General features: G+C 72.5%; 16 protein-coding genes, 2 pseudogenes and 3 riboswitches. Of the genes and pseudogenes, 7 read left to right on the top strand and 11 right to left on the bottom strand.

Annotation, left to right across the window (positions count from 1 at the left end):
- Position 1: 1 nt before the first annotated feature.
- The 5 genes from cbiQ to INTCA_RS04050 all read right to left on the bottom strand — a co-directional run bounded on the left by cbiQ (position 2) and on the right by INTCA_RS04050 (position 3,963).
- The gene (gene cbiQ / locus INTCA_RS04070; RefSeq protein ID WP_013491661.1) at positions 2-757 is read right to left on the bottom strand and encodes a cobalt ECF transporter T component CbiQ; all 756 of its coding nucleotides are present in this window, start codon (positions 755-757) and stop codon (positions 2-4) included.
- Positions 754-1,125, bottom strand: coding sequence for an energy-coupling factor ABC transporter substrate-binding protein (locus INTCA_RS04065; protein ID WP_013491660.1), 372 nt, complete (start codon positions 1,123-1,125; stop codon positions 754-756). Before INTCA_RS04065 ends, cbiQ begins: the two co-directional genes overlap by 4 nt.
- The gene (locus INTCA_RS04060) at positions 1,122-1,808 is read right to left on the bottom strand and encodes an energy-coupling factor ABC transporter permease (RefSeq protein WP_013491659.1); all 687 of its coding nucleotides are present in this window, start codon (positions 1,806-1,808) and stop codon (positions 1,122-1,124) included. Before INTCA_RS04060 ends, INTCA_RS04065 begins: the two co-directional genes overlap by 4 nt.
- A gap of 25 nt (positions 1,809-1,833) precedes the next feature.
- Positions 1,834-1,985: riboswitch (cobalamin riboswitch) on the bottom strand.
- Entirely contained in the window at positions 1,979-2,728 is a 750-nt protein-coding gene (cobM, locus tag INTCA_RS04055; protein WP_013491658.1) for a precorrin-4 C(11)-methyltransferase, read from the bottom strand. (Overlaps the previous riboswitch by 7 nt.)
- The gene (locus tag INTCA_RS04050; protein ID WP_013491657.1) at positions 2,725-3,963 is read right to left on the bottom strand and encodes a bifunctional cobalt-precorrin-7 (C(5))-methyltransferase/cobalt-precorrin-6B (C(15))-methyltransferase; all 1,239 of its coding nucleotides are present in this window, start codon (positions 3,961-3,963) and stop codon (positions 2,725-2,727) included. The genes cobM and INTCA_RS04050 overlap by 4 nt, the downstream gene beginning before the upstream one ends.
- 82 nt (positions 3,964-4,045) lie before the next feature.
- Positions 4,046-4,109: riboswitch (cobalamin riboswitch) on the top strand.
- An 84-nt stretch (positions 4,110-4,193) separates the two neighbouring features.
- Between INTCA_RS04050 and INTCA_RS04045 the strand changes: the two genes are divergently transcribed.
- Genes INTCA_RS04045 through cobA form a run of 4 tightly spaced genes read left to right on the top strand, consistent with a single transcriptional unit; the run spans position 4,194 to position 10,534 of the window.
- Entirely contained in the window at positions 4,194-6,365 is a 2,172-nt protein-coding gene (locus INTCA_RS04045) for a magnesium chelatase subunit D family protein (protein WP_013491656.1), read from the top strand.
- Entirely contained in the window at positions 6,365-6,976 is a 612-nt protein-coding gene (gene cobO, locus INTCA_RS04040; protein ID WP_013491655.1) for a cob(I)yrinic acid a,c-diamide adenosyltransferase, read from the top strand. The genes INTCA_RS04045 and cobO overlap by 1 nt, the downstream gene beginning before the upstream one ends.
- On the top strand, positions 6,973-9,555 hold the full coding sequence (gene cobBC, locus INTCA_RS04035; protein WP_013491654.1) for a bifunctional hydrogenobyrinic acid a,c-diamide synthase/histidinol phosphate aminotransferase CobBC: 2,583 nt from the start codon (positions 6,973-6,975) through the stop codon (positions 9,553-9,555). The genes cobO and cobBC overlap by 4 nt, the downstream gene beginning before the upstream one ends.
- Complete coding sequence (cobA, locus tag INTCA_RS04030; protein ID WP_013491653.1) at positions 9,545-10,534, top strand: uroporphyrinogen-III C-methyltransferase; 990 nt, start codon at positions 9,545-9,547, stop codon at positions 10,532-10,534. Before cobBC ends, cobA begins: the two co-directional genes overlap by 11 nt.
- 17 nt (positions 10,535-10,551) lie before the next feature.
- Here cobA and INTCA_RS04025 read toward each other — a convergent pair whose 3' ends face one another.
- Entirely contained in the window at positions 10,552-11,289 is a 738-nt protein-coding gene (locus INTCA_RS04025) for a cobalt-precorrin-6A reductase (RefSeq protein ID WP_013491652.1), read from the bottom strand.
- A gap of 27 nt (positions 11,290-11,316) precedes the next feature.
- On the opposite strand from INTCA_RS04025, the gene INTCA_RS04020 reads away from it, so the two are divergent.
- Both INTCA_RS04020 and cobF read left to right on the top strand, forming a co-directional pair.
- Positions 11,317-12,852 (top strand): cobyric acid synthase, encoded by a 1,536-nt coding sequence (locus INTCA_RS04020; RefSeq protein WP_013491651.1) that lies wholly within the window; start codon positions 11,317-11,319, stop codon positions 12,850-12,852.
- A complete protein-coding gene (gene cobF, locus INTCA_RS04015; protein WP_013491650.1) occupies positions 12,849-13,625 on the top strand; it encodes a precorrin-6A synthase (deacetylating) in 777 nt (258 codons plus the stop codon). Before INTCA_RS04020 ends, cobF begins: the two co-directional genes overlap by 4 nt.
- A 94-nt stretch (positions 13,626-13,719) precedes the next feature.
- Here cobF and cobN read toward each other — a convergent pair whose 3' ends face one another.
- Positions 13,720-17,385, bottom strand: a complete 3,666-nt coding sequence (cobN, locus tag INTCA_RS04010) for a cobaltochelatase subunit CobN (protein WP_013491649.1) — start codon at positions 17,383-17,385, stop codon at positions 13,720-13,722.
- Between the two features lie 58 nt (positions 17,386-17,443).
- Positions 17,444-17,516: riboswitch (cobalamin riboswitch) on the bottom strand.
- Positions 17,517-17,613: 97 nt separating this feature from the next.
- On the opposite strand from cobN, the gene INTCA_RS04005 reads away from it, so the two are divergent.
- Complete coding sequence (locus INTCA_RS04005) at positions 17,614-18,747, top strand: precorrin-3B synthase (RefSeq protein ID WP_013491648.1); 1,134 nt, start codon at positions 17,614-17,616, stop codon at positions 18,745-18,747.
- Positions 18,748-18,830: 83 nt separating this feature from the next.
- On the opposite strand, the pseudogene INTCA_RS20705 reads toward INTCA_RS04005, so the two are convergent.
- The 4 genes and pseudogenes from INTCA_RS20705 to INTCA_RS18995 all read right to left on the bottom strand — a co-directional run bounded on the left by INTCA_RS20705 (position 18,831) and on the right by INTCA_RS18995 (position 24,212).
- Positions 18,831-20,043, bottom strand: a pseudogene (locus tag INTCA_RS20705) (IS110 family RNA-guided transposase).
- A 293-nt stretch (positions 20,044-20,336) separates the two neighbouring features.
- The gene (locus tag INTCA_RS03995) at positions 20,337-21,617 is read right to left on the bottom strand and encodes an IS110 family RNA-guided transposase (protein ID WP_013491647.1); all 1,281 of its coding nucleotides are present in this window, start codon (positions 21,615-21,617) and stop codon (positions 20,337-20,339) included.
- 234 nt (positions 21,618-21,851) lie between these two features.
- Positions 21,852-23,114, bottom strand: coding sequence for an ISL3 family transposase (locus tag INTCA_RS03990; protein ID WP_013491425.1), 1,263 nt, complete (start codon positions 23,112-23,114; stop codon positions 21,852-21,854).
- A 179-nt stretch (positions 23,115-23,293) separates the two neighbouring features.
- Positions 23,294-24,212 (bottom strand): annotated as a pseudogene (locus INTCA_RS18995) (IS5 family transposase).
- Between the last annotated feature and the right edge of the window lie 89 nt (positions 24,213-24,301).

Genomic DNA, 24,301 nt, shown 5'->3' with positions numbered 1-24,301 from the left:
CTCAGGACCCTCCCATCGTCAGCGCCGCCGTGGTGATCGCACCGAGCGCCACCAGGCTCGTCGCCACGAAGGGCAGCGAGGTCCGGCGAGGAGGGTCGAGGGAGGGCAGGCTGCCGGTGTAGCCACGCCCGGCAAGGCCTTCCTCGAGGCGCCGAGCCCGGTCCCACGACCGGACCAGGAGTCCCGCACCGAGGGCCGCCGAGCTGCGCAGGGTGGTGCGGCGGTCCCGGTAGCCGAGGCGGGCGGCCTGGGCCTCGCCCATCTGGACGACCGTGGCGAGGAGGACCAGGACCAGCCGGTAGACCAGACCCGCGACGTCGATGCAGGCATCGGGCACCCGCAGCCGGCGGAGGGCGCCCAGCAGGTCCGCCATCGGCGTCGTCGCGGCGATCACGAGGACACCCAGCGTGCCGGCGGTCCCGTGCCCGAGCACGGACAGGGCCGACCGCCTCGTCTCCTCGGTGACGGCGACCCCTGGCCCCCCGTCCCACCGGAGGCTCACGAGGACCGAGAGCGACCCCACGACGATGAACGCCAGCGGTGCGGCCACGCTGCGGGCCAGGACCCGCGGCGAGACCTGCGCCGGGCCGAGCAGGATCGCGAGGGCCGCGGCAGCGGCCAGGACCGAGCCGGGCCAGACCGGCAGGCTGATCCCCACCCCGACGAGCCCACCGGCGAGGAGCACCTTCTCCCCGACGGCGCGTCTCCGCCACGGTGAGGCCCAGGCCGCATCATCCAGAGCGAACCCCGTGCTCATCCGCGGTCCGCGGAGGAGTCGGATCTGCCGGAGACGGCTGAGTCGCTGGGGGTGGCGGCCGGCTCGCCGGCGCGGCGCCGACGGCGCTCGTGGATCCGACCGACGACGTAGCCGAGGGTGATCCCGCCGAGCCCCGCCTGGAGGGCGAAGAGGCCCGACTCGACCTGGCTCGACTCCGGCCGGAAGAGCGGCTCGAACCACGCCTCGTAGGCGGGATGGGCCGACTCGATGAGATCCATGGCCTGCGAGTCCGACCCCGGATATGCGTCCGCGCCGCTCTCGCCGCGCTGAGCTCCGAGGACGAGGGCCAGCCCGACGACGGCGACGATCGCCAGGACGAGGAGACCGTTCACGGCGCGGCGGCTCATCGGGGCGCCTCAGTCGCGCGGGTGACGGCAGCCGGCAGCATGTCGAGCCGTTCGAGCTCCGGCCGGGCGATGTCGCCGAGCAGACGCAGCACGAGCACCGCGAGCAGGCCCTCGACGACGGCGAGCGGGACCTGGGTCACGGCGAAGACGCCGAGGAACTTGGCCATGGCCCCTGAGAAGCCGGTCGCCGGGTCCGGGAACGCCAGGGCGAGCTGCGTCGCGGTGACCGCATACGTCGCGAGGTCGGCGAGCGCCACGGCGGCGAAGACGGCGGCCGTGTGGTTGACGCGGCGTACGGTGCACCAGACGAGGTAGGCCGTCCAGGGACCGGCGACGCCCATGGAGAAGACGTTGGCGCCGAGGGTGGTGAGGCCGCCGTGGGCGAGGAGCAGCGCCTGGAAGAGGAGCACCACGGTGGACAGGAAGGCCATCACCGGCGGACGGAAGAGGACCGCGCCGAGTCCCACGCCGGTCGGGTGGCTGGACGACCCGGTGATCGAGGGCAGCTTGATCGCCGAGAGGAGGAACGTGAACGCTCCGGCGGCGCCGAGCAGCAGCGTCGTCTCGGGGCGTTCCCGCCGCTCTCTGGCGACGGCACGGCCGCCGTGGATGACGAAGGGGGCTGCGGCCAGGGTCCATCCCGCCGCGTGCAAGGGCGGCAGGAAACCTTCAGCGATGTGCACAGTTCACTCCTGGATGACGCGTCCACTGGAACAGCCGTGCCAGGCTCGTATCTGACTCCCGGCCGCAGGTGCGACCGGTCACAGTGGCGCGACCGTCCCGGACTCTCACCGGGTTCCGTGCGCTGGCACAGTTGGGTTCGGCGAGTATGGCACGTCACCCCGCTGGGCCGTCACGCGAGCGGTGGCCGGACCCGCGTCCCGTAGAGGTGAGAGTCCGCGAACTCCGTTGCGGCCAAGGCCCACCCGACGATGATGACGGCAGCCTGCCGGAGGTCCGCAGCCTCCACCTGGGCTCCGATGTCCGAGAGGGTCCCGCGGAGGATCTGCTGGTCGGGCTGCTCGGCGTTGGCCACGACGACGACGGGGCAGTCCGCGCCGTAGTCGTCGACGAGGGACGCGGCGAGCTCGCGGGCCCGCCGGATGGCGAGGTGGAGCACCAGGGTCGCTCGGGACCGGGCGAAGTGGGCGAGCGACTCGGTGTCCGGCATCTTCGTCGAGTCCCGCTGGGCGCGGGTGAGCACGACGGTCTGGGCGACCTCCGGCACGGTGAGCTCGCGCCCGACGAGGGCGGCCGCAGCGGCATAGGCCGGCACCCCCGGCGTGACGTCCCACGGGACGCCGGCCCGGTCGAGTCGGCGGGTCTGCTCGGCGACCGCGGAGTAGAGCGACGGGTCCCCCGAGCAGAGACGAGCGACGTCCACACCACGCTCGTGCGCGGCGACGCAGTGCGCGACGATCTCGTCGAGGTGGAGGTTCGCCGTGTCGACCAGCGTGGCCCCGTCGGGGCAGTGCGCGAGCACCTCGCCGCCGATGTACGTCCCGGCATAGAGACAGACCGCGGACTCGGACAGGATCCGGACGGCGCGCAGGGTGAGCAGGTCGGCGGCGCCCGGTCCGGCGCCGATGAAGTGGACGGTCACGTGGTCTCCGGCTCCGAGGTCGAGATCGGGTGCGGGCGCGGCTTCGTCGCGGCCCACTGGGTGATGGTCCGGGACGGCTTCCACCCGGTGAACGAGCCGATCGGCTCGAGGTCCTCGACGGCGATCCGGCTCACCACGCCCCCGTGCAGCCGGTGGGCGGCCAGGATCGTCATCTCGGTCTCGACGGTGACCCCGTGGACGACCAGCCGGCCCCCGGGCCGGAGCACGCACCACGCCGAGCGGATCAGGGAGCCGTTCGCTCCCCCACCGATGAAGATCGCGTCCGGTGCCGGGAGGATGCCGGTGGCATCGGCGGCGCTCGCGACGACCACTTCGAGCGTCGGGACTCCGAGTCGGTCGGCGTTGGTGCGGATCCGCTTGGCGCGCAGCTGGTCCCGCTCGACTGCGTAGACGCGGATCCGGGGATGCTGGCGGGCGAACTCGATGCCCACCGACCCGGCGCCGGCACCGAGGTCCCACATGACGTCGCCGGGCTGCGGCGCGAGATGGGCGAGCGCGGCCGCACGGATGATCCGCTTCGTCAGCTGCCCGTCGTGGTCGAAGGTGCTGTCGTCGAGGCCCGGAGCCAGGGAGCGGGCAACGGATCCGGGATCGGGGACGCACTCGATGCACACGAGGTGCAGACGTGGAGCGGCGCCGTGCTCCCAGGAGCCCGCGATGCCATCGGTGCGCGACTGCGTCGGGGTCCCGAGGTCGCCCAGCACGGTGAGGCGGCTGGCGGCGTAGCCCTCCTCGGCGAGCAGCGCAGCGATGCGGCTGGGCGAGTCCTCACCGTGCGTGAGCGTGATGAGCCTCGCCGCGGGTGACAGATGGCGGCGCAGCCCGTCGAAGTGGCGCCCGACGAGGGTGACGACCTCGGACTCCTCTGCGCCGCAGCGCATCTCGGCACGAGCCAGCGAGACCGAGGACACCGCGGGACGGATCGTGACGGCGTCGGCGCCGAGGAGGTCGACGAGGGTGCTGCCGACGCCCGACACGAGCGGGTCACCGCTGGCCAGCACGACCACCCGACGGCCCGCGACCATGGCCAGGACGGCGGGCAGGTTGGCGCGGAGCGGTGACGGCCAGGGGATGCGCTCGCGTCCGGGCCGAGGCTCGAGCATCGCCAGGTGCCGGGCACCACCGAGCACCACCTCGGCGTCGTCGAGCACGGCACGCGCCTCAGGTGTGAGGGACACCAGACCCTCTGCAGCGACACCGATGACCTCGATCACGGCGCTGACCCTAGCGTCGAGGAGTGGGCCGGCTTCACCCGAGTCCCTCAGTTCTGCCAGACTGCCTCTCGGCGCGAGGAGAGGAATCCGGTGCGAATCCGGAGCGGTCCCGCCACTGTGAACCATCCCGGCTCCGGCCGGGTGGCAGCCAGGGCATCTCCCCGCGCCGGCCGTGCCCGCCGGGTGCGGTCCGGTCAACCACGCGGGCGAGGCACCCGCAGGAGGCTCGCGTGCACGTCTACCCGTTCTCCGCCATCGTCGGCTCCGACGACCTGGCCCTGGCCCTGGTCCTCACGGCGGTCTCGCCCGGGATCGGGGGTGTTCTCATCCGCGGCGAGAAGGGCACGGCGAAGTCGACCGCGGTGCGCGGCCTCGCCGGCGTCCTGCCCCGGCAGGCGGTCGTCGCGGGCTGCCGCTTCGGGTGCGACCCCGCCGCTGCAGACCCGGCCTGCCCCGACGGGCCGCACGACGCTGCAGCCGAGCCCGCGACCCGGCCCGCTCGGGTCGTGGAGCTGCCCGTCGGAGCGACCGAGGACCGGGTCGTCGGGTCCCTCGACCTGAGGCAGGCCCTCGGCCACGGGGTCACCGCCTTCGAGCCGGGTCTGCTCGCCGCGGCGAACCGCGGCATCCTCTACGTCGACGAGGTCAACCTGCTCCAGGACCACCTCGTCGACGTCCTCCTCGACGCTGCCGCGATGGGCCGGTGCACCGTCGAACGCGACGGCGTCTCCGTCTCCCACCAGGCCCGCATCGTCCTGGTCGGCACGATGAACCCCGAGGAGGGAGAGCTGCGACCACAGCTGCTCGACCGCTTCGGACTCGCGGTCGACGTCGCCGCACCCCGCGAGCCCGCGGCCCGGGCCGAGGTCGTGCGGCGCCGCCTGGCCCACGACGCCGACCCGGGGGCCTTCGTGTCCCGTTTCGCGCCGGACGAGGACGCCCTGCGCAGCCGGATCGCCGAGGCCAGGTCCCGCCTCTCCGAGGTGGCCCTCCCCGACTCGATGCTGACGCTCATCGCCGAGGTGTGCGCCGCGTTCGAGGTGGACGGGCTGCGCGCCGACATCGTCACGGCCCGAGCCGCCATCGCGCACGCCGCCTGGGCCGGACGGCCCGCGGTCACGCGTGCCGACATCCGCGCCGCCGGCCGCCTCGCCCTTCCCCACCGACGTCGCCGCAACCCCTTCGACGCCCCGGGGCTCGACGAGGACCTGCTCGACGAGATCCTGGGCGAAGACCCACCAGCGGGCCCGCCCGATCCCACCGATCCCACAGACCCCCCCGACCCCCCCGACCCCACCGACGGGTCGAGCGGCCCGCACCGCCAGGACGGCGCGAGCTCCGATCGCCCCGGCCAGGACGGCACCGGCACCGACGGTCCCGAACCGGGCAGCACGGAGAGCGGGTCCCCGGGTCCGGACGACCCCGCCGCCCACCGTTCGGTCGCGGGCGCCACCGACTCGCGCGACCTCCCCGAGGAGGGCGCCGCAACCGGCGCGCCACCGGGCTCGGCGGGCCGCCCGACGACCGCCGCTGCTGGGTCTCCCTACCGGGCGCGCGTCCTCACCGCAAAGGGCGTCGGCCACGGCGAGTCGGGCCGACGCAGCCGGGCCATCACGTCGACCGGGCATGCGATCGGCGCCACGGCGGACCGGGGCAGCGCCGATCGAAGCACCGGTCGCGGCCTCCACCTACCGGCGACGATCCGGGCGGCCGCGCGCCACCAGCAGCGACGCGGCAGGACCGACGGCCCCCTCGTCCTCGACGTCTCGGACCTGCGCCGCCCCGTCCGGCAGGGCCGCGAGTCCAACCTCGTCCTGCTCTGCGTCGACGCCTCCGGCTCGATGGCAGCCCGACGCCGGATGGAGGCGGTCAAGGCGGCGATCCTCTCGCTGCTGCTCGACGCCTACCAGCGGCGGGACAAGGTCGGGCTGGTGACCTTCCGGGGTGCCGGTGCCGAGCTCGTCCTGCCACCCACGTCCTCCGTGGACATCGCGGCCCGCCGGCTCGCGGACCTGGCCCACGGTGGCCGGACTCCCCTCGCGGAAGGGCTCCTCACGGCCTACTCCGCCCTGCGCACCGAAAGGATCCGCGACCCGAGGCGTCGGCCGCTCCTCGTCGTCGTCACGGACGGGCGCGCCACGGCCGGACCGGATGCCGTGGCGCGCGCCGGGGTGGTGGCTGCCCGGCTGCGTGAGGAGCGGGTCGACTCCGTCGTCATCGACTGCGAGACGGGCCGTTTCCGCCTGGGGCTCGCCGCGGCCCTCGCGGTCCGACTCGGGGCCGAGCACCTGTCCGTGGGCGACGTCGCCGCCGACACGATCGCCGACGTCGTCCGTGACCAGTCCATCCGCACACCCGGCGCCCGACGCGAGCCGGCCCACCCGAGAGGACTGGTCGCCTGATGAAGGGCCAGCCGACGCACGTCCCCGCTGACGGCCTGACGACGCGCCAGCGCCGCAACCGGCCCCTCCTCATGGTCCACACCGGCGAGGGCAAGGGCAAGTCGACCGCGGCGTTCGGGCTTGCCCTGCGCGGCTGGAACCAGGGCTGGTCGGTCGGCGTGTTCCAGTTCGTCAAGAGCGCGAAGTGGCGGATCGGGGAGCAGACCGCTGTCGAGACGCTCGGCGAGCTGCACCGAGAGACCGGGCGGGGCGGCCCGATGGAGTGGCACAAGATGGGCTCGGGCTGGTCCTGGTCCCGCAAGGAGGGCACCGAGGACGACCATGCCGCCGCCGCCGCGGAGGGCTGGGCCGAGGTGAAGCGGCGCCTTCGGGCCGAGACGCACGGCCTCTACGTGCTCGACGAGTTCACCTACCCCATGACGTGGGGCTGGGTCGACGTCGACGACGTCGTCGCCACCCTGGCCGGCCGGCCGGGGCAGCAGCACGTCGTCATCACCGGACGCCGCTGCCCGGAGCCCGTCCTCGAGCTCGCCGACCTCGTCACGCACATGACCAAGGTCAAGCACCCCTTCGACGAGGGCCAGAAGGGCCAGCGCGGGATCGAGTGGTGACGACCGGACCCGCCCCGACGGTGCTGCCGCGGTTCGTCGTCGCGGCGCCCGCGTCCGGACACGGCAAGACCACCGTGGCGACGGGAATCATGGCGGCCCTCGTGCGCGAGGGCCTCGACGTGACGGGGTTCAAGGTCGGCCCCGACTACATCGACCCGGGCTTCCACGCGCTCGCCACGGGTCGTCCCGGGCGCAACCTCGACCCCTTCCTCTGTGGCGAGGACCTGGTCGAGCCGCTGCTCCTGCACGGCGCGCGAGCGAGCGGTCCCACGGACGTCGCCGTCGTCGAGGGCGTCATGGGCCTCTTCGACGGGCAGATCGACGGCGCGGGCTTCGCGTCGACGGCGCACGTCGCGGCGCTGACGCACAGCCCGGTCGTCCTCGTCCTCGACGTCAGTCACCTGTCCCGGACGGCCGGGGCGATCGTCCACGGGCTGACGACGTTCGAGCCCGGCACCCACATCGGCGGCGTGGTCCTCAACAAGGCCTCGTCCGAACGGCACGTCCGCGAGGTCCGCGCTGCGGTGGAGTCGACCGGCGTCCCGGTCCTCGGGGTGATCCCTCGCGACGCAGGTGTCGAGGCGCCGTCGCGGCACCTCGGCCTCGTTCCGGCCGAGGAGCTGGACGGGTCGGCCGGGCTCGTGGCCCACCTCGCCCAGCGGGTCAGCGAGCACGTCGACCTTCCTGCCGTGCTGCGGATCGCGCACGGGGCGCCTCCCCTGACCGCGGCTCCGTGGGACCCTGCAGCAGCACTGGGCAACCCACCCGTCTCAGGCCCCCGGCCGGTCGTCGCCGTCGCGGGCGGGCGCGCCTTCACCTTCCGCTACGCGGAGACCGAGGAGCTCCTGTATGCCGCTGGGCTCGCTCCCGTGCCCTTCGACCCGTTGCGCTCGCCCGCCCTTCCGGACGGCACGGCCGGGCTCTACCTCGGCGGCGGCTTCCCGGAGGTCCATGCGGCCGAGCTGTCCGGCAACGCGGGCCTGCGCGACTCGGTCCGCGCGGCGGTCGCGGCGGGGCTGCCCACGGTCGCAGAGTGTGCCGGACTGCTCTACCTGTGCGAGTCGGTCGACGGACACCCGATGGTCGGTGCGGTCCCGGGCCGCGCCGCCATGGGTCCTTCCCTCATCCTCGGGTACCGGAACGCGGTGGCGCCCAGCAGCTCGCTCCTCGGTGCCGCGGGAACCCGGGTCACGGGGCACGAGTTCCACCGGACCACCGTCGCGTGGGCGACCGGTCGGACGGACGCCGTCGCTTCGGCGGACCCGGCCTGGCTCCTCGACGGTCGCAGCGACGGGATCGCGCTGGACCCGGCGGGCACCGGCACTCCGACGGTCCACGCCTCCTACCTGCACACGCACTGGGCCGGTCATCCCGGGCTGGCGAGCCGGTTCGCCGACGCGGTCCACGCCTTCGCCGCCGCGCCCACCCCGTCGAGTGCGCACTTGGTGCCGTCCTCCGCCAAACCCCCCACCCCGTCGAGTGCGCACTTCGTGCCCTCCTCTGCCGCGCCCTCGCAGTGTCTGGGGGATGCGGACGGCCACGACCTGCTGCACCACGGGGATCGCGACGTGCAACGCGGCCTCGTCGACCTCGCCGTCAACGTCCGACGCGCCGCGCCGCCGGCCTGGCTCGCCGACGTCATCGCCGGGACCATCGACGGGCTCGGCACCTACCCCGACACCCGACAGGCCAGGCAGGCCCTCGCCGCGCGGCACGGGGTCGACCCGTCCTGCGTGCTGCCGACCTCGGGCGGCGCCGAGGCGTTCACGCTCGTCGCTCGCGGGATCGCCACCCGTCAAGCCCTCGTCGTCCACCCGCAGTTCACCGAGCCGGAGGCGGCGCTCCGCGCGGCAGGTCACGCCGTCGGGCGGCACGTCCTGACCGCGGACCACGGCTTCCGGCTCGACCCGGCCGCAGTTCCCGCACAGCCCGACCTCGTCTTCGTCGGCAACCCGACCAACCCCACCGGTGTCCTCCACCCCGCCGAGGCACTGCGAGCCCTGCGTGGTGACGGACGGGTCCTCGTCGTCGACGAGGCCTTCATGGATGCCGTGCCGGGAGAGCCGGAGTCGCTCCTGCAGCCCGGAGCCGACCTGCGCGGGGTGCTGGTGCTGCGGTCGCTGACCAAGACCTGGGGTCTCGCCGGTCTGCGGGCCGGCTACGTGGTCGGGGACCCGGGCCTCGTCGCGGGCCTCGCCGCCGTGCAGCCCCCGTGGTCGGTCTCCACGCCTGCCCTCGCCGCCATGGTGGCCTGCAGCTCTCCGGCGGCGATGGCCGAGGCGGACCGTGCGGCTGGGCTCATCGCCGAGGACCGCGCCACCCTGGTCGAGCGGCTCACCGAGACCGGCCTGACCGTGGTGCCGGACTCCGCAGCCCCGTTCGTCCTCGTCGACACGTCGGGCCTCGGACCCGGCTCGATCCGCGAGCATCTGGCCGCGCGCGGGTTCGCCGTGCGCCGCGGGGAGACCTTCCCGGGGCTCGGCCCCACCTGGATCCGCGTCGCTGTGCGGACGCCCGACGTCAGTGCCGCCCTCGCGGGTGCCCTGACCGACCTCCGAAGGAGCCTCCGTGCCTCTTGACCTGTCGCTCACCGGACGGTCCGTCCTGCTGACCGGCATCGCACCCGACACCATCGCCACGGTCCACGCCCTCCTGCGCGACGGCGCCCACGTCACGGTCGCGGCCCCCGACGACCCAGCCGACCTGCCGACCTCCGTCCGCGACCTCGCCGAACGCGGACTCGTCGCGCTCCGGGCGGAACCCGAGCACACGGCATACGACGTCGTCATCCGCAGCGCGACCCCCACCCCGCCGCCGGGTCGCAGCGGAGCGGGCGAGGTGGTGCTCGTGGGCGGCGGACCGAGCGACGCCGGCCTGCTCACCGTCGCCGGGCTGGACGCCATCAGACGCGCGGACGTCGTCGTCCACGATCGCCTCGCCCCGCTCGCAGCCCTCGTCCACGCCCGCGCGGGGACGGAGATCATCGACGTCGGCAAGATCCCGCGGGGCGAGTTCACGCCGCAGGAACGCATCAACGCGATCCTCCTCGAGCACGCCCGGCGCGGGCGAGTCGTGGTGCGGCTCAAGGGCGGTGACGGGTTCGTCTTCGGCCGCGGGGGCGAGGAGGCCCAGGCCTGCCGCGCGGCAGGCATCCCCGTCACGGTCGTCCCCGGCATCACGTCGAGCATCGCGGGACCAGCCCTGGCCGGGATCCCGGTGACACATCGCGATCTCGTCCAGGGCTTCAGCGTCGTGAGCGGACACGTCCCCCCGGGCGATCCCCGCAGCACGGTCGACTGGGGAGCGCTCGCCCGCAGCGGGACCACCCTCGTCGTCCTCATGGGCGTCGCCACCCTGCCTGCCATCACGGCGGAGCTCGTCGCCCAGGGCCTGGCCGGCGACACGCCCGCGGCAGTCGTCGCCGACGCGGGGATGTCGAGCATGCGCACCGTGCGCGCGCCCCTCGACTCGATCGCCGAGACCGCGTCGCGCGAGGGCATCACCGCCCCCGCAGTCGCCGTCGTCGGCGCGGTCGCCGCTCTGGACGTCCTCGCGTGACGGCGTCGCCAGCCGGCTCAGCGGAGCGATCGCACCCAGGCGAGGGCGGCGTCGGGGGCCTCCACGACTCCCAGACCGCCGGGCAGGGGCGGCCGGCGCACCACGACGACGGGGACGCCGAGGGCCGTGGCGGCCTCGAGCTTCGCCTCCGTCAGGGCGCCGCCCGAGTCCTTCGTCAGCACGACGTCGACCCGGCGGTCCTCCATGAGAGCCAGCTCAGCGGCATACGTGTAGGGCCCGCGCGCCCGGAGCACCTCCCACGTGTGGGGCACCGACCACTCGGGGGGGTCGACGACCCGCACCAGGACGTACCGGTCGGTCCACGCGGCGAAGGTCTCCAGCTGCTGGCGGCCGGTCGTGACGAAGGGACGCACGCCCAGGCCCTCGGCCGCCGGCCGCGCCGACTCCACGTCGTCGACCCAGTGGAACCGCTCGGCCAGCCGGTGCCGCTCCCACCCCGGGCGCTGGAGGCGCAGCAGCGGCAGCCCGGTCACGGCGCAGGCCTCGGCGGCGTTGGCCGTGATCTGCTCCGCGAACGGGTGGGTCGCGTCGACGACAGCGCCGACCCCGCCGTCGCGCAGGTGACCCACCAACCCGTCGACGCCGCCGAACCCGCCCGTTCGCACGCTCCCGACGGGAAGCGCCGGACGACTCACCCGGCCGGCGAGGCTCGACACGACGTCGTGGCCCGCGTCCACCAGCCGGGCCGCGAGCGTGCGGGCCTCGCCCGTGCCGCCGAGAAGGAGGATCCGCATGGCGGGCAGTCAATCAGGTAGGCGGTCATGAGCGCTTCCGGGGTCCTCGTCGCGGGGACGTCGTCGGACGCCGGCAAGTCCGTCGTCGTCGCCGGCCTGTGCCGGGCGCTGGCCCGCCGGGGCGTGCGTGTCGCACCCTTCAAGGCGCAGAACATGTCGAACAACTCGATGGTCTGCGCCGACGGCGGGGAGATCGGCCGCGCGCAGTACCTCCAGGCCCGGGCCGCCCGGGTCGAGCCGACCACCGCGATGAACCCCGTCCTGCTCAAGCCGGGCACCGACCGTAGGTCCTTCGTCGTCGTCCGCGGCCAGCCCGCCGGGACGTTGGAAGCCGGGGAGTATGCCGCTGGGCGCGCTCACCTACGCGACGCCGCCTTCGCCGCCTACCGGGAGCTCGCAGACGAGTACGAGCTCGTCGTCTGCGAGGGGGCCGGCTCGCCCGCCGAGATCAACCTGCGGGCCGGCGACTACGTCAACCTCGGGCTCGCCCGCGAGTTCGGTCTGCCCGTCGTCGTCGTCGGCGACATCGACCGGGGTGGCATTCTCGCCGCCCTCTACGGCACGTGGGCCCTGCTCGACGACGGCGACCGCGCGCTGCTGAAGTCGTTCGTCATCAACAAGTTCCGCGGGGACGTGGCCGTGCTCGAGCCGGGGCTCGAGGAGATCACCCGCCGCACCGGCGTGCCCTTCCACGGGGTCATCCCGTGGCTGCTCGACGTGTGGCTCGACAGCGAGGACACCCTCGAGGTCGGCCACTGGCGCGCCTCGACCTCCCTGTCGGCGACCGCCCGGGACCGCCTCCGCGTCGCGGTGCTGCGACTGCCGCGCATCTCCAACGCCACGGACGTCGACGCCCTCGCCGCGGAGCCCGGCGTGGACGTCCTGGTGACCGTGGACCCCGCCGTCTGCGACGCGGCTGACCTGCTCGTCCTGCCCGGATCCCGTTCCACCGCGGGGGACCTCGCGTGGCTGCGCGAGCGGGGCCTGGCGGAGGTGGTGGCACGCCGGGCCGCCGCCGGGCGACCCGTGCTCGGGATCTGCGGGGGATACCAGATGTTCGCCGAGGCGATCGAGGACGACGTCGAGGGTCAGGTGGGGGTCGTCCCGGGCCTCGCGCTGCTCCCGACCACGGTCGAGTTCCGCGCCGAGAAGGTCCTGGGCCGGCCGAGCGGCAGCTGGCGCGGTCACCCCGTCGAAGGGGCCTACGAGATCCACCACGGCATCGCCCACCCCACCGTCGGGAGCTGCACCCCCGGCGCGACTGGTTCGCCTCCCACGTCGAGTGTGCATTTCGTGCCGCCCGTGGAGGCATTCCTGGGCGGCTGGCGGGCCGGGGCGGTCTGGGGCACGATGTGGCACGGCGCCTTCGAGAGCGACGACTTCCGCCGGGCCTGGCTGGGCGAGGTGGCCGGTGTGGCCGGTTCGCTCTGGCGGCCGCAGCCGGGCGCCCCGAGCTTTGCGGCTCGCCGCGAACAGATGCTCGACACCCTGGCCGACGCCCTCGAGGAACACGTCGACATCGACGCGCTCCTGGCCCTGACCCGAGTCGGAGGCCGTTCATGACGAAGCGGATCCGGATCATCGGCATCGGCATGGGCGACCCGCGACACCTCACCGGCGAGGCCGTCGAGGCACTGCGCACCGTCGACGTGTTCCTCGTCGCCGACAAGGGCGAGCGGTCCGCCGACCTCGTCGCGGCCCGCCAGGCCATCTGCGACTCAGCCATCCCCCGCGAACGGCGCTACCGCTTCGTCGAGGTCACCGACCCGCAACGGGGGCCTGACGCGGGACTGAGCCCAGCGGCATACGGGCAGGGGGTGCGCGACTGGCACGCAGCGCGCGTCGACGCCTACGCCGACGTCCTCGCCGGACTCGGACCCGAGGAGGGGACCGTGGGCTTCCTCGTCTGGGGAGATCCCGCGTTCTACGACTCGACGATCCGGGTCGTCGACGCGCTCTCGGAGCGGCTGGACCTCGAGCACGACGTCATCCCGGGGATCAGCGCGCCGCAGCTGCTCGCCGCGCGGCACCGCGTGCCGCTCAACCGGATCGGCGGGTCGATCCACGTCACGACGGGGCGGCGCCTGCTCGACGAGTACGACCCGTCGCTCGGGGACGTCGTCGTCATGCTCGACGGACACCTCACCTGCCGGGACCTGGTCGACCGGCACCCGGAGCTGGAGCTGCTGTGGGGCGCCTACCTCGGTTCGCCCGACGAGCTGCTCGTTCGAGGGCCGCTCGGCGAGGTCATCGACGAGGTCGAGCGGCTGCGCGTCGCGGCGCGCGGTCGGCACGGCTGGGTGCTGGACACCTACCTGCTGCGCCAGCCCGACTGAGCGCTCACCCCGGGGGCAGGAACTGCACACTCGACGAGGAGCCGAAGGGCACGAACTGCACACTCGAGGGACGTCGAGTGTGCAGTTGGTGCCGTCAGGCCTCGAGGTCGCCCTCGACGTCGAGGTAGACCTGCTGCAGCTCGGCGAGCAGTTCCGGGTCAGGCTCGGCCCAGAGCCCGCGCTCGACCGCCTCATGGAACCGTTCGACCATCCCGTGCAGCGCCCACGGGTTCGCGTGCCGCAGGAAGTCCTGGTTCTCCTTGTCGGTGACGTAGGTGCGCGCGAGCTGGTCGTACATCCAGTCGTGGACCACCCCGGCCGTGGCATCGAAACCGAAGAGGTAGTCGACGGTGGCCGCGAGCTCGAAGGCGCCCTTGTAGCCGTGCCGGCGCATCGCCGCCATCCAGCGCGGGTTGACGACCCGGGCTCGGAACACGCGGGCCGTCTCCTCGGCGAGCGTGCGCGTGCGGATCGCGTCGGGTCGCGTCGAGTCGCCGACGTAGGCGCGCGGGGCCGTGCCGGTCAGGGCCCGGACCGTCGCGACCATGCCGCCGTGGTACTGGAAGTAGTCGTCGCTGTCGGCGATGTCGTGCTCGCTCGCGTCGACGTTCTTGGCGGCGACGTCGATGCGGCGGTAGGTGCGCTCCATGTCGCCCCGGGCCGGCACGCCGTCGAGCTCCCTGCCGTAGGCGAAGCCGCCCCACGTCGCATAGACCTCCGCGAGGTCCTGGTCGTCGCGCCAGTTGCCCGACTCGATCAGCGGGAGGATGCCCGCGCCGTAGGAACCCGGCTTGGACCCGAAGATCCGTGTCGTCGCGCGGCGCTCGTCCCCGTGCTCGGCGAGGTCGGCCTGCGCGTGGGCGCGGACGAAGTTGTCGTCATCGCTCTCGTCGAGTCCGGCGACGAGCCGGAACGCGTCGTCGAGCAGGTCGATGACGTGCGGGAACGCGTCGCGGAAGAACCCCGAGATGCGGACCGCGACGTCGATCCGCGGGTGGCCCAGCTCCTCCAACGGGACGGGGTCCAGTCCGACGACGCGACGCGACATCTCGTCCCAGCGGGGCCGGACGCCGATCAGGGCGAGGACCTCGGCGATGTCGTCGCCGGACGTCCGCATCGCCGAGGTCCCCCAGACCGAGAGGCCCACGGTGCGCGGCCACTCCCCCGCGTCGGCGCGATGCCGCGCGAGAAGGCTGTCCGCCATCGCCTGCCCGGTCTCCCAGGCGAGTCGCGACGGGATCGCCTTGGGGTCGACCGAGTAGAAGTTGCGGCCCGTGGGCAGGACGTTGACCAGCCCGCGCAACGGGGACCCCGACGGGCCGGCCGGGACGTAGCCGCCGTCGAGGGCGTGCAGGACCGCGTCGACCTCGCCCGACGTGCCGAGCAGGCGCGGGACGACCTCGTCGCACGCGAAGGACAGTGAGCGGCACACGGCCTCGTGGACGGAGTCCACCACGTCCGGACCGAGCGTGGCGCACACGACAGCCGGAACGGCGTCGCGCTGCCAGTCCGCCGAGGCGAGGGCCGTGACGAGCGCGCTCGCCTGCCCCTCGAAGCGGTCCGCCGCGTCGCGGTCGAGCGCGGCCTCGTCGTGCCCCAGCGCCGTGCGCAGGCCCGGGACGGCGCCGACGGCCCCGGCGAAGACCTGGTTGGCGCGGAGGATCGCGAGGACGAGGTTGGTCAGGCTCTCCCCCTGAGGAGCCTGACCGAGGATGTGGAGGCCGTCCCGGATCTGGACGTCCTTGATCTCGCAGAGCCAGCCGTCGACGTGCATGACGAGCTCGTCGAAGGTGTCTCCGTCCGGGGCGTCGGCGGCGTCCTCCAGACCGAGGTCGTGGTGCATCTCGGCGGCCCGCAGCAGCGACCAGATCTCGGCGCGGAGGGCCGGCGCCTTGGCCGGGTCCATGACCGAGACGTTGCCGTACTCGTCGAGGAGCTGCTCGAGCCGGGCGATGTCACCGTAGGACTCGGCCCGCGCCATCGGCGGCACGAGGTGGTCGACGATCGTCGCGTGGGCACGGCGCTTGGCCTGGCTGCCCTCGCCCGGGTCGTTGACGAGGAACGGGTAGACGAGCGGGATCGAGCCGATCGTCGCGTCGGGCCCGCACGCCGCCGAGAGAGCAAGATTCTTGCCGGGGAGCCACTCGAGGTTGCCGTGCTTTCCCATGTGGACGATCGCGTGGGCACCGAAGTCCCTGGCCAGCCAGTCGTAGACGGCCAGGTAGTGGTGCGTCGGCGGCAGGTCGGGATCGTGGTAGATCGCGATCGGGTTCGCGCCGAAGCCCCGGGGCGGCTGGACGATGACGACGACGTTGCCGGCCCGCAGCGACGCCGCGACGATCTCGCCGTCCGCGTCGAGATGCCGGTCGACGAAGAGCTCGCCCGGGGCCTCCCCCCAGTGCTCGGTGACAGCGTCGCGCAGCTCCGCCGGGAGCGTGGCGAAGAAGTCGCGGTAACGCGCCGCAGGGATCCGAACCGGCTGACCGGACAGCTGCTCCTGGGTCAGCCAGTCCTCGTCCTGGCCGCCGGCCTCGATGAGGGCGTGGATGAGGGCGTTGCCTGCGGTCGTGTCCGGCGCCTCGTCCGCGACCGGGTCGAGCGGGCCCGTGCCCGGGATCTCGCCGGGGACGCCGAGGTCGTAGCCCTGCTCGCGCATCGCCCGGAGCAGACGGATGATCGAGACCGGCGTGTCGAGCCCGACCGCGTTGCCGATGCGGGAGTGCTTCGTCGGGTAGGCCGAGAGGACCAGCGCGACCCGGCGCTCCTCGACCGGCGTGTGACGCAGGCGGCCATGGTTGACCGCCAGCGTCGCGAGGCGCCGACACCGCTCCGCGTCCGGGACGTAGTGCGGGAGCCCGTCCGCGTCAACCTCCTTGTGCGAGAACGCCGTTGCGATGATCCGTCCATCGAACTCCGGGACGGCCACCTGTGTCGCCACATCCAGCGGACTCATCCCGTCGTCGCTCGCCGCCCACTGCTCGCGGCTCCACGTCAGGGTCAGGCCCTGCAGGATCGGCACGTCGAGCTGGGCGAGCGCCGCGACGTCCCAGCCCTCGTCATCCCCACCGGCACCGGCGGCGGCGGGGCGCGTGCCGCCCGCCGCCAGGACCGTCGTCACGAGCACGTCATAGCCGCGCAGGTGCTCGAGCAGGTCTGCGGGAGCGTCGCGAAGCGAGGTGACGAAGATCGGGGTGCCGATCCCACCCGCCTCCGCGACGGCGTCGGCGAGCGCCTCGACGTGGGCGACGTTCCCGGCGGAGTGGTGTGCCCGGTAGTAGAGGATGGCAACGCGTGGGTGACGTCGTGACGCAACCGAGCCCAGCGGCATACGGGACTGGGTGACGCCCCACAGCGGCTGCTCGGCCGGCGGGTCGAAGACGTCCCCGGTGAGCAGGATCGTGTCGGAGAGGAAGGCATGCAGGTTCCGGAGGTTCTCCGGGCCGCCCTGGGCCAGGTAGCGGTGTGCCTCGGCGACGATCCCCGGCGCGACGGTGGACTGCTCCATCAGCTCGGCGTTGGGGGCCTGCTCACCACCGAGCACGACGAGCGGCGCCCCGGTGTCGCGGACCCGGCGGAACCCATCGCAGAGGTCCTGCGGGCCCCCGAGGATGCGCGCGACGACGACGTCAGCGGCGTGGATGGCGTCCCCCAGCTCGGTGTGACCGGGTCGCGTCGGGTTGGCCACCACGTAGTCGGCGCCGCTCGCGCGGGCACTGAGCAGGTCTGTGTCGGAGGTGCTGAGCAGCACGATGCGCGTCATGGGGGCTCCTTCGCCGGGTGTCCACGCCCTGCGTTCGGTCGGATGTGAAGCGTGCCGGCAGTTCCTGACTCACGGCCCCGGAGGGCGCGCTCACAGTGGCGGGACCGTCCCGGGCTCGCACCGGGTTCCTGGTCGACGACGCTGCGGACACCCTAGCGGCGCGTTCGCCGGACACGCCCACCGGGCGACGCCTACCTTCGGGGCATGAGGCCCGTCTAGCATCGCGGCATGGCAACCGATGTCTCCACCCGGGAGCGGGCCGACCTCTGCCCCGGGGTCGCTCGGCCGTTCGGCGCTGCGGACGGAGCGATCGTGCGGATCCGCACCGGCGCCCGCCCCGTGCCGGTGGCGGCGCTCGTTCAGCTGCTCGACATCGTTGCCTCGCAACCGGATCACTCCCTCCAGCTGACGTCACGCGGCGCCCTTCAGCTGCGCGGCCTGCCCGACCCGGTGCCCGCCGACGTCAGGGCGGCCATCGTCGCGACCGGCCTCGTGCCGTCCCAGCCGCACGAGCTGGCCCGCAACATCGTCGCGTCACCCCTCTCGGGCCTCGATGGCCAGGGGATCGGCGACGTGCGCAGCCTGGTGCGCGAGCTGGACGAGGGGCTGTGCGCCAACCCCGATCTCGCGGCGCTGCCGGGCCGCTTCCTCTTCGCGGTCGACGACGGGCGGGGCGACGTCGCCGGCTTCGGGTTCGACGTCGGCCTCCTCGCGATGCCGTCCGGCTCGGTGACCCTCATGGCCGGCGGGAGCGATCGCGGATGGGTGGTGGACGCGGGAGCGGCGGTGCCGTTGGCCCTCGAGCTCGCTCGCTCGTTCCTCGCTGCCCGAGAACGGCTCGGGTCCACTGCCTGGCACGTCCGCGAGCTCGGCGTGCCGATCGGTCCGGGCGGCGCGTCCCCCGTCACGCTGCCGCGGGGAGCGCCAGCCGCGCTGGGGCAGCACGGTCGCCACGCAGTCGTCGGAGTGCCCCTGGGCCTGCTCACCGCTGCGCACGTCGCAGCCCTCGGCGAGGCCGCCACCCACGTCGTCGCCACCCACGTCGTCGCCACCCCGTGGAGGAGCCTCGTCATCGAGGGTGCGGCGGGGTCGCTCGACCGCCTCGCGGAGTCCGGGCTTGCGGTCTCGGCACGGTCCCCCTGGGCCCGGCTCCACGCGTGCACCGGGCTGCCCGGATGCGCGAAGTCCACCATCGACACCCATGCCTTCGCTCGCGAACTGGTTGGCCGTATGCCGCTGGGCTCGCTTCCCGTGCACGTGTCCGGATGTGACCGCCGGTGTGGCGCGCCTGCCGGCGACTACGTGGACCTGCTCGCGCCGCTGTCGATCGACGCGGCGATGGAGGCTCTGGACCAGGACTGACCGGGGTGGCTCCGCGATACCGGCCCATCTGGGCGCCCTCTTCGCTCACTGTTGGGAAGCGTCACAGCGGCTCCCCTCTGACGTCAAGTGGCGGGTTGGAAGTACCTGATGGCGTTGGTCTTCCTCACTGTGGCCGGTCCGGGTAGCGTCGCCTGTGCGGGTCCGGGAAGTGGCTGATCCGAAGTGCCGGTGTGCGGGTGCGAGCCGGCCGCGCTGGATTTGTGTGACGCCCCGCGGTGCCCTCCCGGGCCCGTTTCAGCTGCCGCCGGTGCGACGGCTCTGGCGTCGGCGAGCAGCTGTCGGTAGAGGGCGTCTGAGATTCGGCGTTTGAGGCAGCGCATCGCTTCGGCCTTGGTCTTGCCGGAGGCGAGCTTGCGCAGGTAGTAGGCCCGGCCGGGGGTGTTCAGGCGGATCTGGGTGGTCGCGGCGATGTGGATCATGTGGTTCATCCGCCGGTTCCCGGCCCGGGAGAGCCGGTGTCGGACGATCTCGCCGGAGGAGGCCTCGATGGGGGCGGTGCCGGTCCAGGACGCGAACCAGTTCCGGTCGGCGAACCGGGCCACGTCGCCGACGTCGGCCAGGACGCGGGCCGCGACCGCCGGGCCCGACACCGTGCAGGTCCATCACCGTCGAGCCGCGGGCCAGGACCATCGCCTTCAGCTCGGCGCTGGCCTTCTTCATCTTCGCCTCGACCACGACCAGCTCGGCCAGCTCCTCGGCGGCGGTCCGGCGGCGGATCTTCCCGGCGACGTCGCGCGGGCGGACCGAGGAGAGCATCGCCTTTGCCTGCCCGGTGGTGATGTCCTTCTTCGCCCGTCCCGGCAGGAGTTCCGCGAGCAGGGCCTGGAGTCGGTCGACGATCTGGACCCGCCGCCTGCTCAGCGCGTCGCGGCGATCCGACAGGATCCGCAGCGCCTCCAGGTCGCCGTCGACCTGCAGCACCCGCAGGCCCTTGGTGCGTACCGCCACGACCGCGATCGAGTGCGCGTCCAGCGCGTCGGTCTTGCGGCCCTGCCCGGTGTCGAACAGACGCACCCGTGCGGCGAGTTTGGCCGGGACGTCCAGCACCCGTTCGCCTGCTTCCAGCAGCCGCTGCGCCAGCGCCCGGCCAACGCCGTTGGCGCCTTCGACCGCCCAGGTGCGCTCCGGCCAGGCCTTCGCGTACATGCGCATTGCCGCGTAGCCGGCCCGGTCCGTGGTGAAACGGCCCGAACCCAGGATCCTCTCGTGCTCGTCGAGGACCTCGATGGTGGCCGACAGCTTGTGCGGGTCGACCCCGATGATGATGTGTCGCATCTGCTGCTCTCCTTCGCTCGTGACCGATGTGGACGGCGAGGTGGGCAGTGCTACTACGAGCAGGGCAGTCCCCTCTTGAGCCACGCCTCGTCACGGCGCCCGGCGGGGCCGCAGACCGCTGGTGAGCCACACCGATCGCGCTGGTGGGCAGCCCAATAGAGAGCGCCTCGCCGAGCACCTGGACCGAGTCTGGCCAGACATCGGCCCTACCGAAAGTGTCTAGTCCGAAAATGGAGGACGTGTGGGCAGGTAGGCGCGGAGGGGTGACGTTCGGAGCGCGGCTTATATCTGCGTCAGGCGACGGATTCGAGGGTCACGCGGTAGCCGAGGGCTTCGAGTTGTCGGATGTGGTTGCGTTTCCGGGCGTCGGCGTTGACCGAGCGGGTGAAGTGATCGGCGCCGAGGTCGCGGAACCGGGCGTCCGGATCGGACAGCAGGTGCCAGATGATGACCAGCATGGAGCGACCGACCGCGACGATCGCCTTCTTCTTCCCGCGACGTCGCGCGATCCGGCGGTATCGCTCACCGAGGAACGTGTCGCTGCGTCCGGCCATGACCGCAGCCTCGCCCAGCACCCTCGCTAGGTAGCGGTTCCCGTGTCCGGTGGATCCGTTGCCCTTGCTCTTGCCGGCGGAGGACTTGATGCCCGGGGAGAACTTCGCCCACGAGCACAGGTGCCCGGCGGTCGGGAACTGGGTCATGTCCAGCCCGACCTCGGCGATGACGATCGCGGCCGAGACCGGTCCGATCCCGGGGATCTCATCCAGGCGCTGGACCGCCTGGTCGAAAGGGGCCAGGTGAGCCTCGATCTGGGCGTCCAGCACCGCGATGTCGGCATCGATGGCATCAACGCGGCCCAGCATCCGTTCCAGCAGGAACCGGTGGTGGTCATCGAAGCCGCCCGCCGGCAACCCGGCGAACGCCTCCTCGAGGGTTGCGATCTTGGCCCGCAGCCGTGCCCTGGCCAGGTCCGCGAGCACCTTGGGGTCACGCTCCCCAGCGATCAGCGCAGCCATCATCGCCCGACCCGACACCCCGAAAATGTCGCTGGCGACCACCGACAGCTTGATGCAGGCATCCTCCAGCAGCTTCTCCACCCGATTCTTCTCCGCGGTGCGGGCCGCGACCAGATCGATGCGGTAGCGGGTCAGGTCGCGCAGCACCCGGATCGGTCGCGGTGGCACGAAACTGGGCCGCAGCATCTGACGTTCGGCGACCTTGCACAGCCACACCGCGTCAAGCACGTCGGTCTTCGGCCGGCCCGGCAGGTGCTTGACGTCCCGAGCGTTGACCAGCCACGGGTTCAGGCCGTGGGCTTCCAGCAGGTAGAACACCGGCTTCCAGTAGTCGCTGGTCGCCTCCATCACGACCCGCTCGACACGCAGGTCGACCAACCGGTTGGCCAGCTCCGCCAGCGATCGGGTCATCGTCGTGTGAGTGGTCACCTCCTGCACCCGCCGGCTCGAACCACCCGACGCCGGGACTCTTACACAGCAGACCAACTCGGCCTTGCCGATGTCCAAGGCAGCGACCCGCTCGATGATCTGCTCCTCATCGGTCGACTCGGCGAACACCGTTGCTCATCTCCCACCTCCACGCGTTCTGTCACTCGACGGCGTGGCCGTCTGGGGGGACCACCAGGCAACAAACGGAATCTAGTCCTCGTGCTCGACCATCGCGGCAACAATGAAGGCGCCCACAGCATGACCCCCGCGCCCGGCTAGCAGACGCCCTCAACGGAGCATAGAGAAACGGCGTCACCAGACGGCCACAAGCCCATTTTCAGGCTCTACTGACTGATCCGTGGGTCAGTTCCGGCCGGGCAGGACGGGGCGGTGACCGCCGAGGCTGAGCATGGCCAGGGCGATCAGGGACTCTGGCGAGCGGAACCCGAATGCGATGCGCGTGATCAGGCGGACTTTCGTGTTGACCGACTCGATACGACCGTTCGAGAGGCCGTGCTCGATCGCGGCGAGGATGGAGTCGCGGTGTTTGACGATGCGTCGCTGCAGGGTCACGAACGCCTCGATGCGGCACCGTCGGGCCCACGCGACCCACCGGTCGAGCGCTTCGGCAGCCTGCTGGTGGGGCAGCTGGAAGACGAGCCGCAGGCCCTCCTTCAGCAGGTATCCGCGGTAGAGCCGCGGGTCGGTCCTGGCCACCCACGCGAGCTTGGCCTGCTGCTTCTCGGTCAGATTGCCCGGGTTCTTCCACAACGCGTACCGGGCCCCCTTGAGGTCCTTCGCGTGGCCGCTGGCCCGGCCCGCCCGGCGCCGGGTGACCGCGCCACGCGCCTGGTTCCACGCGTCCCGGCGCACCTCGTCGAGCGCGTCGGTGGCCCAGGAGACGACATGGAACGGGTCAGCGCAGCGGACCGCCTGCGGGCACCGCTGGGTGACGACCTTGGCGATCCAGTCCGCGCCGTCCGCGGACACGTGCGTGACTGCGGCGCAACGCTGCTCACCGAGGGCGTCGAAGAACGCGTGCAGGGTGGCCTTGTCCCGCCCGGGCGCGGCCCACACCAGTCGGCCGCTGTCGTGGTCGACCACGATGGTCAGGTACCGGTGACCGCGCTTGTAGCTGATCTCGTCGATCCCGATCCGTTTCAGACCGGCGAACCGGTCGAACTGCCTCTCGGTGTCGGCCCACACCCTCGTGATGATCGACCCGACCGTGCGCCAGGCGATCCGCATCAGCTGCGTCACGGTCGTCTTCGAGGCCTGCGTGGCCAGCCACGCGACCTGCTCGTCGAACGCGTACGTGTGCCCCGCCCCGTGCCGCGCCCACGGCACCGCCGCGACAACCACCCCGTGCTGACGGCACGAGACGCGAGGCGCGTCCGCCTCCAGCACCACCTGGACGGTGCCCAGATCCAACGCCCGCCACCGCCGCCTGCCCTCACCGCCGTCGTAGCCCGGACACGACCGTCCACACACCCCGCACCGGCTCCGAGCCCGACTCCGAGGACGCACCTGCGCGACCAGCAGCTGCTCGTCCTCGTCGAACTCGACCTGTTCGATGACCGTCTTGTCGACGCCCAACAGGGCACGCCATAGGCTGGCATCACGCACGCCGTTCTCCGCTCCAATGGTTCTGGACCTTTAGACAGCCCAAAACCTATGCGGGAACGGCGTGCCCCCGTTCAGCCAGCCCGAGAACCACCCACGGAAGGGTCAGAGGAGCCCATTTTCAGCCCGGAACGGGCGCCCCGGAAGGGGCAATATGGCTAGAGCGTGTCTCTTGATTCCCATCAGTGGGTCGTGAAGTAGATGAGGCTGGCACCGAGCAGGACACCACCGAGGAACGTTCGGGCCTGTTTGTCGTAGCGGGTGGCGATGCCGCGCCACTGCTTGAGCCGCAGGTAGCTGCGCTCGACGGTGTTGCGCTTCTTGTAGGCGCCCGGGTCGAAGCCCGGTGGGCGCCCACCGCGGCTGCCCTTGGCCTTGCGGCGCGCGATCTGGTCGGAACGCTCCGGGATCGTGTGCGCAATCTTGAACGCTCGCAGTCGAGTTCGTGTCGACGGGTGCGAGTACGCCTTGTCGGCCAGCAGCCGGAACGGCGGACGCTTCCCGGCCGAGCGGTAGTCCTCGATCAGCGGGATCAGCTGCGGGTTGTCCCCGGCCTGCCCACCGGTCAACCGGATCTGGACCGTGGCGGTGGCCTGGTCGGCCAGCGTGTGGATCTTCGTCGACAGTCCGCCGCGGGAGCGCCCCAGCGCGTGGTCAGCCGGCTCGGGCGGCAGATTCTTGTAATTCGATCCTGCCCCCTGTGTGGCCTGCAGGCTCGGAAACGACCTCCGCGGTGGCCGAGTCGTGCCGGGCGCCGGCCGCGTGCTGGTGCGCCCGCACGATCGTCGAGTCCACCGACAGGAGGTGCTCAACATCGTCGGTGGCGTTCTCATCGACCAGTCCGGCCTGCTGCACCGCGGCCATCATCAGGTGATACGTGCCGTCGGTTGACCAGCGGAAATGCCGCTTCCACAAGGTCTGCCACGGACCGAACTCCTCGGGCACATCCCGCCACGGAGACCCGGTGCGATACCGCCAACAGATCCCCTCCAGAACCCGACGGTGATCGGACCAGCGCCGCCCGCGACGACCCGCCGAACACGGCAGCAGCGGCTCCACGACCGCCCAGAACTCGTCAGAAACCTGACCCTGTCGCACCATGAGTCCGACACTCTCAGGATGGGCCGCTCAAGTTTGGGAGACACGCTCTAGTAGCCCAGATAGGGCCAGCGTCATTGCGCCCACATTGA

It is taken from the genome of Intrasporangium calvum DSM 43043 (assembly GCF_000184685.1).
GTDB classification, from domain to species: Bacteria; Actinomycetota; Actinomycetes; order Actinomycetales; family Dermatophilaceae; genus Intrasporangium; species Intrasporangium calvum.
The sequence above is the reverse complement of the archived record's forward strand: the minus strand, read 5'-3'. Positions and strand labels throughout refer to the sequence as shown.

Coding starts and splice junctions, on each gene's coding strand:
- INTCA_RS04065 (WP_013491660.1), bottom strand. CDS start 1,125: ATGAGCCGCCGCGCCGTGAACGGTCTCCTCGTCCTGGCGATCGTCGCC.
- INTCA_RS04005 (WP_013491648.1), top strand. CDS start 17,614: ATGGCAACCGATGTCTCCACCCGGGAGCGGGCCGACCTCTGCCCCGGG.
- cobF (WP_013491650.1), top strand. CDS start 12,849: ATGACGAAGCGGATCCGGATCATCGGCATCGGCATGGGCGACCCGCGA.
- INTCA_RS04025 (WP_013491652.1), bottom strand. CDS start 11,289: ATGCGGATCCTCCTTCTCGGCGGCACGGGCGAGGCCCGCACGCTCGCG.
- cobO (WP_013491655.1), top strand. CDS start 6,365: ATGAAGGGCCAGCCGACGCACGTCCCCGCTGACGGCCTGACGACGCGC.
- cobN (WP_013491649.1), bottom strand. CDS start 17,385: ATGACGCGCATCGTGCTGCTCAGCACCTCCGACACAGACCTGCTCAGT.
- cbiQ (WP_013491661.1), bottom strand. CDS start 757: ATGAGCACGGGGTTCGCTCTGGATGATGCGGCCTGGGCCTCACCGTGG.
- INTCA_RS04020 (WP_013491651.1), top strand. CDS start 11,317: ATGAGCGCTTCCGGGGTCCTCGTCGCGGGGACGTCGTCGGACGCCGGC.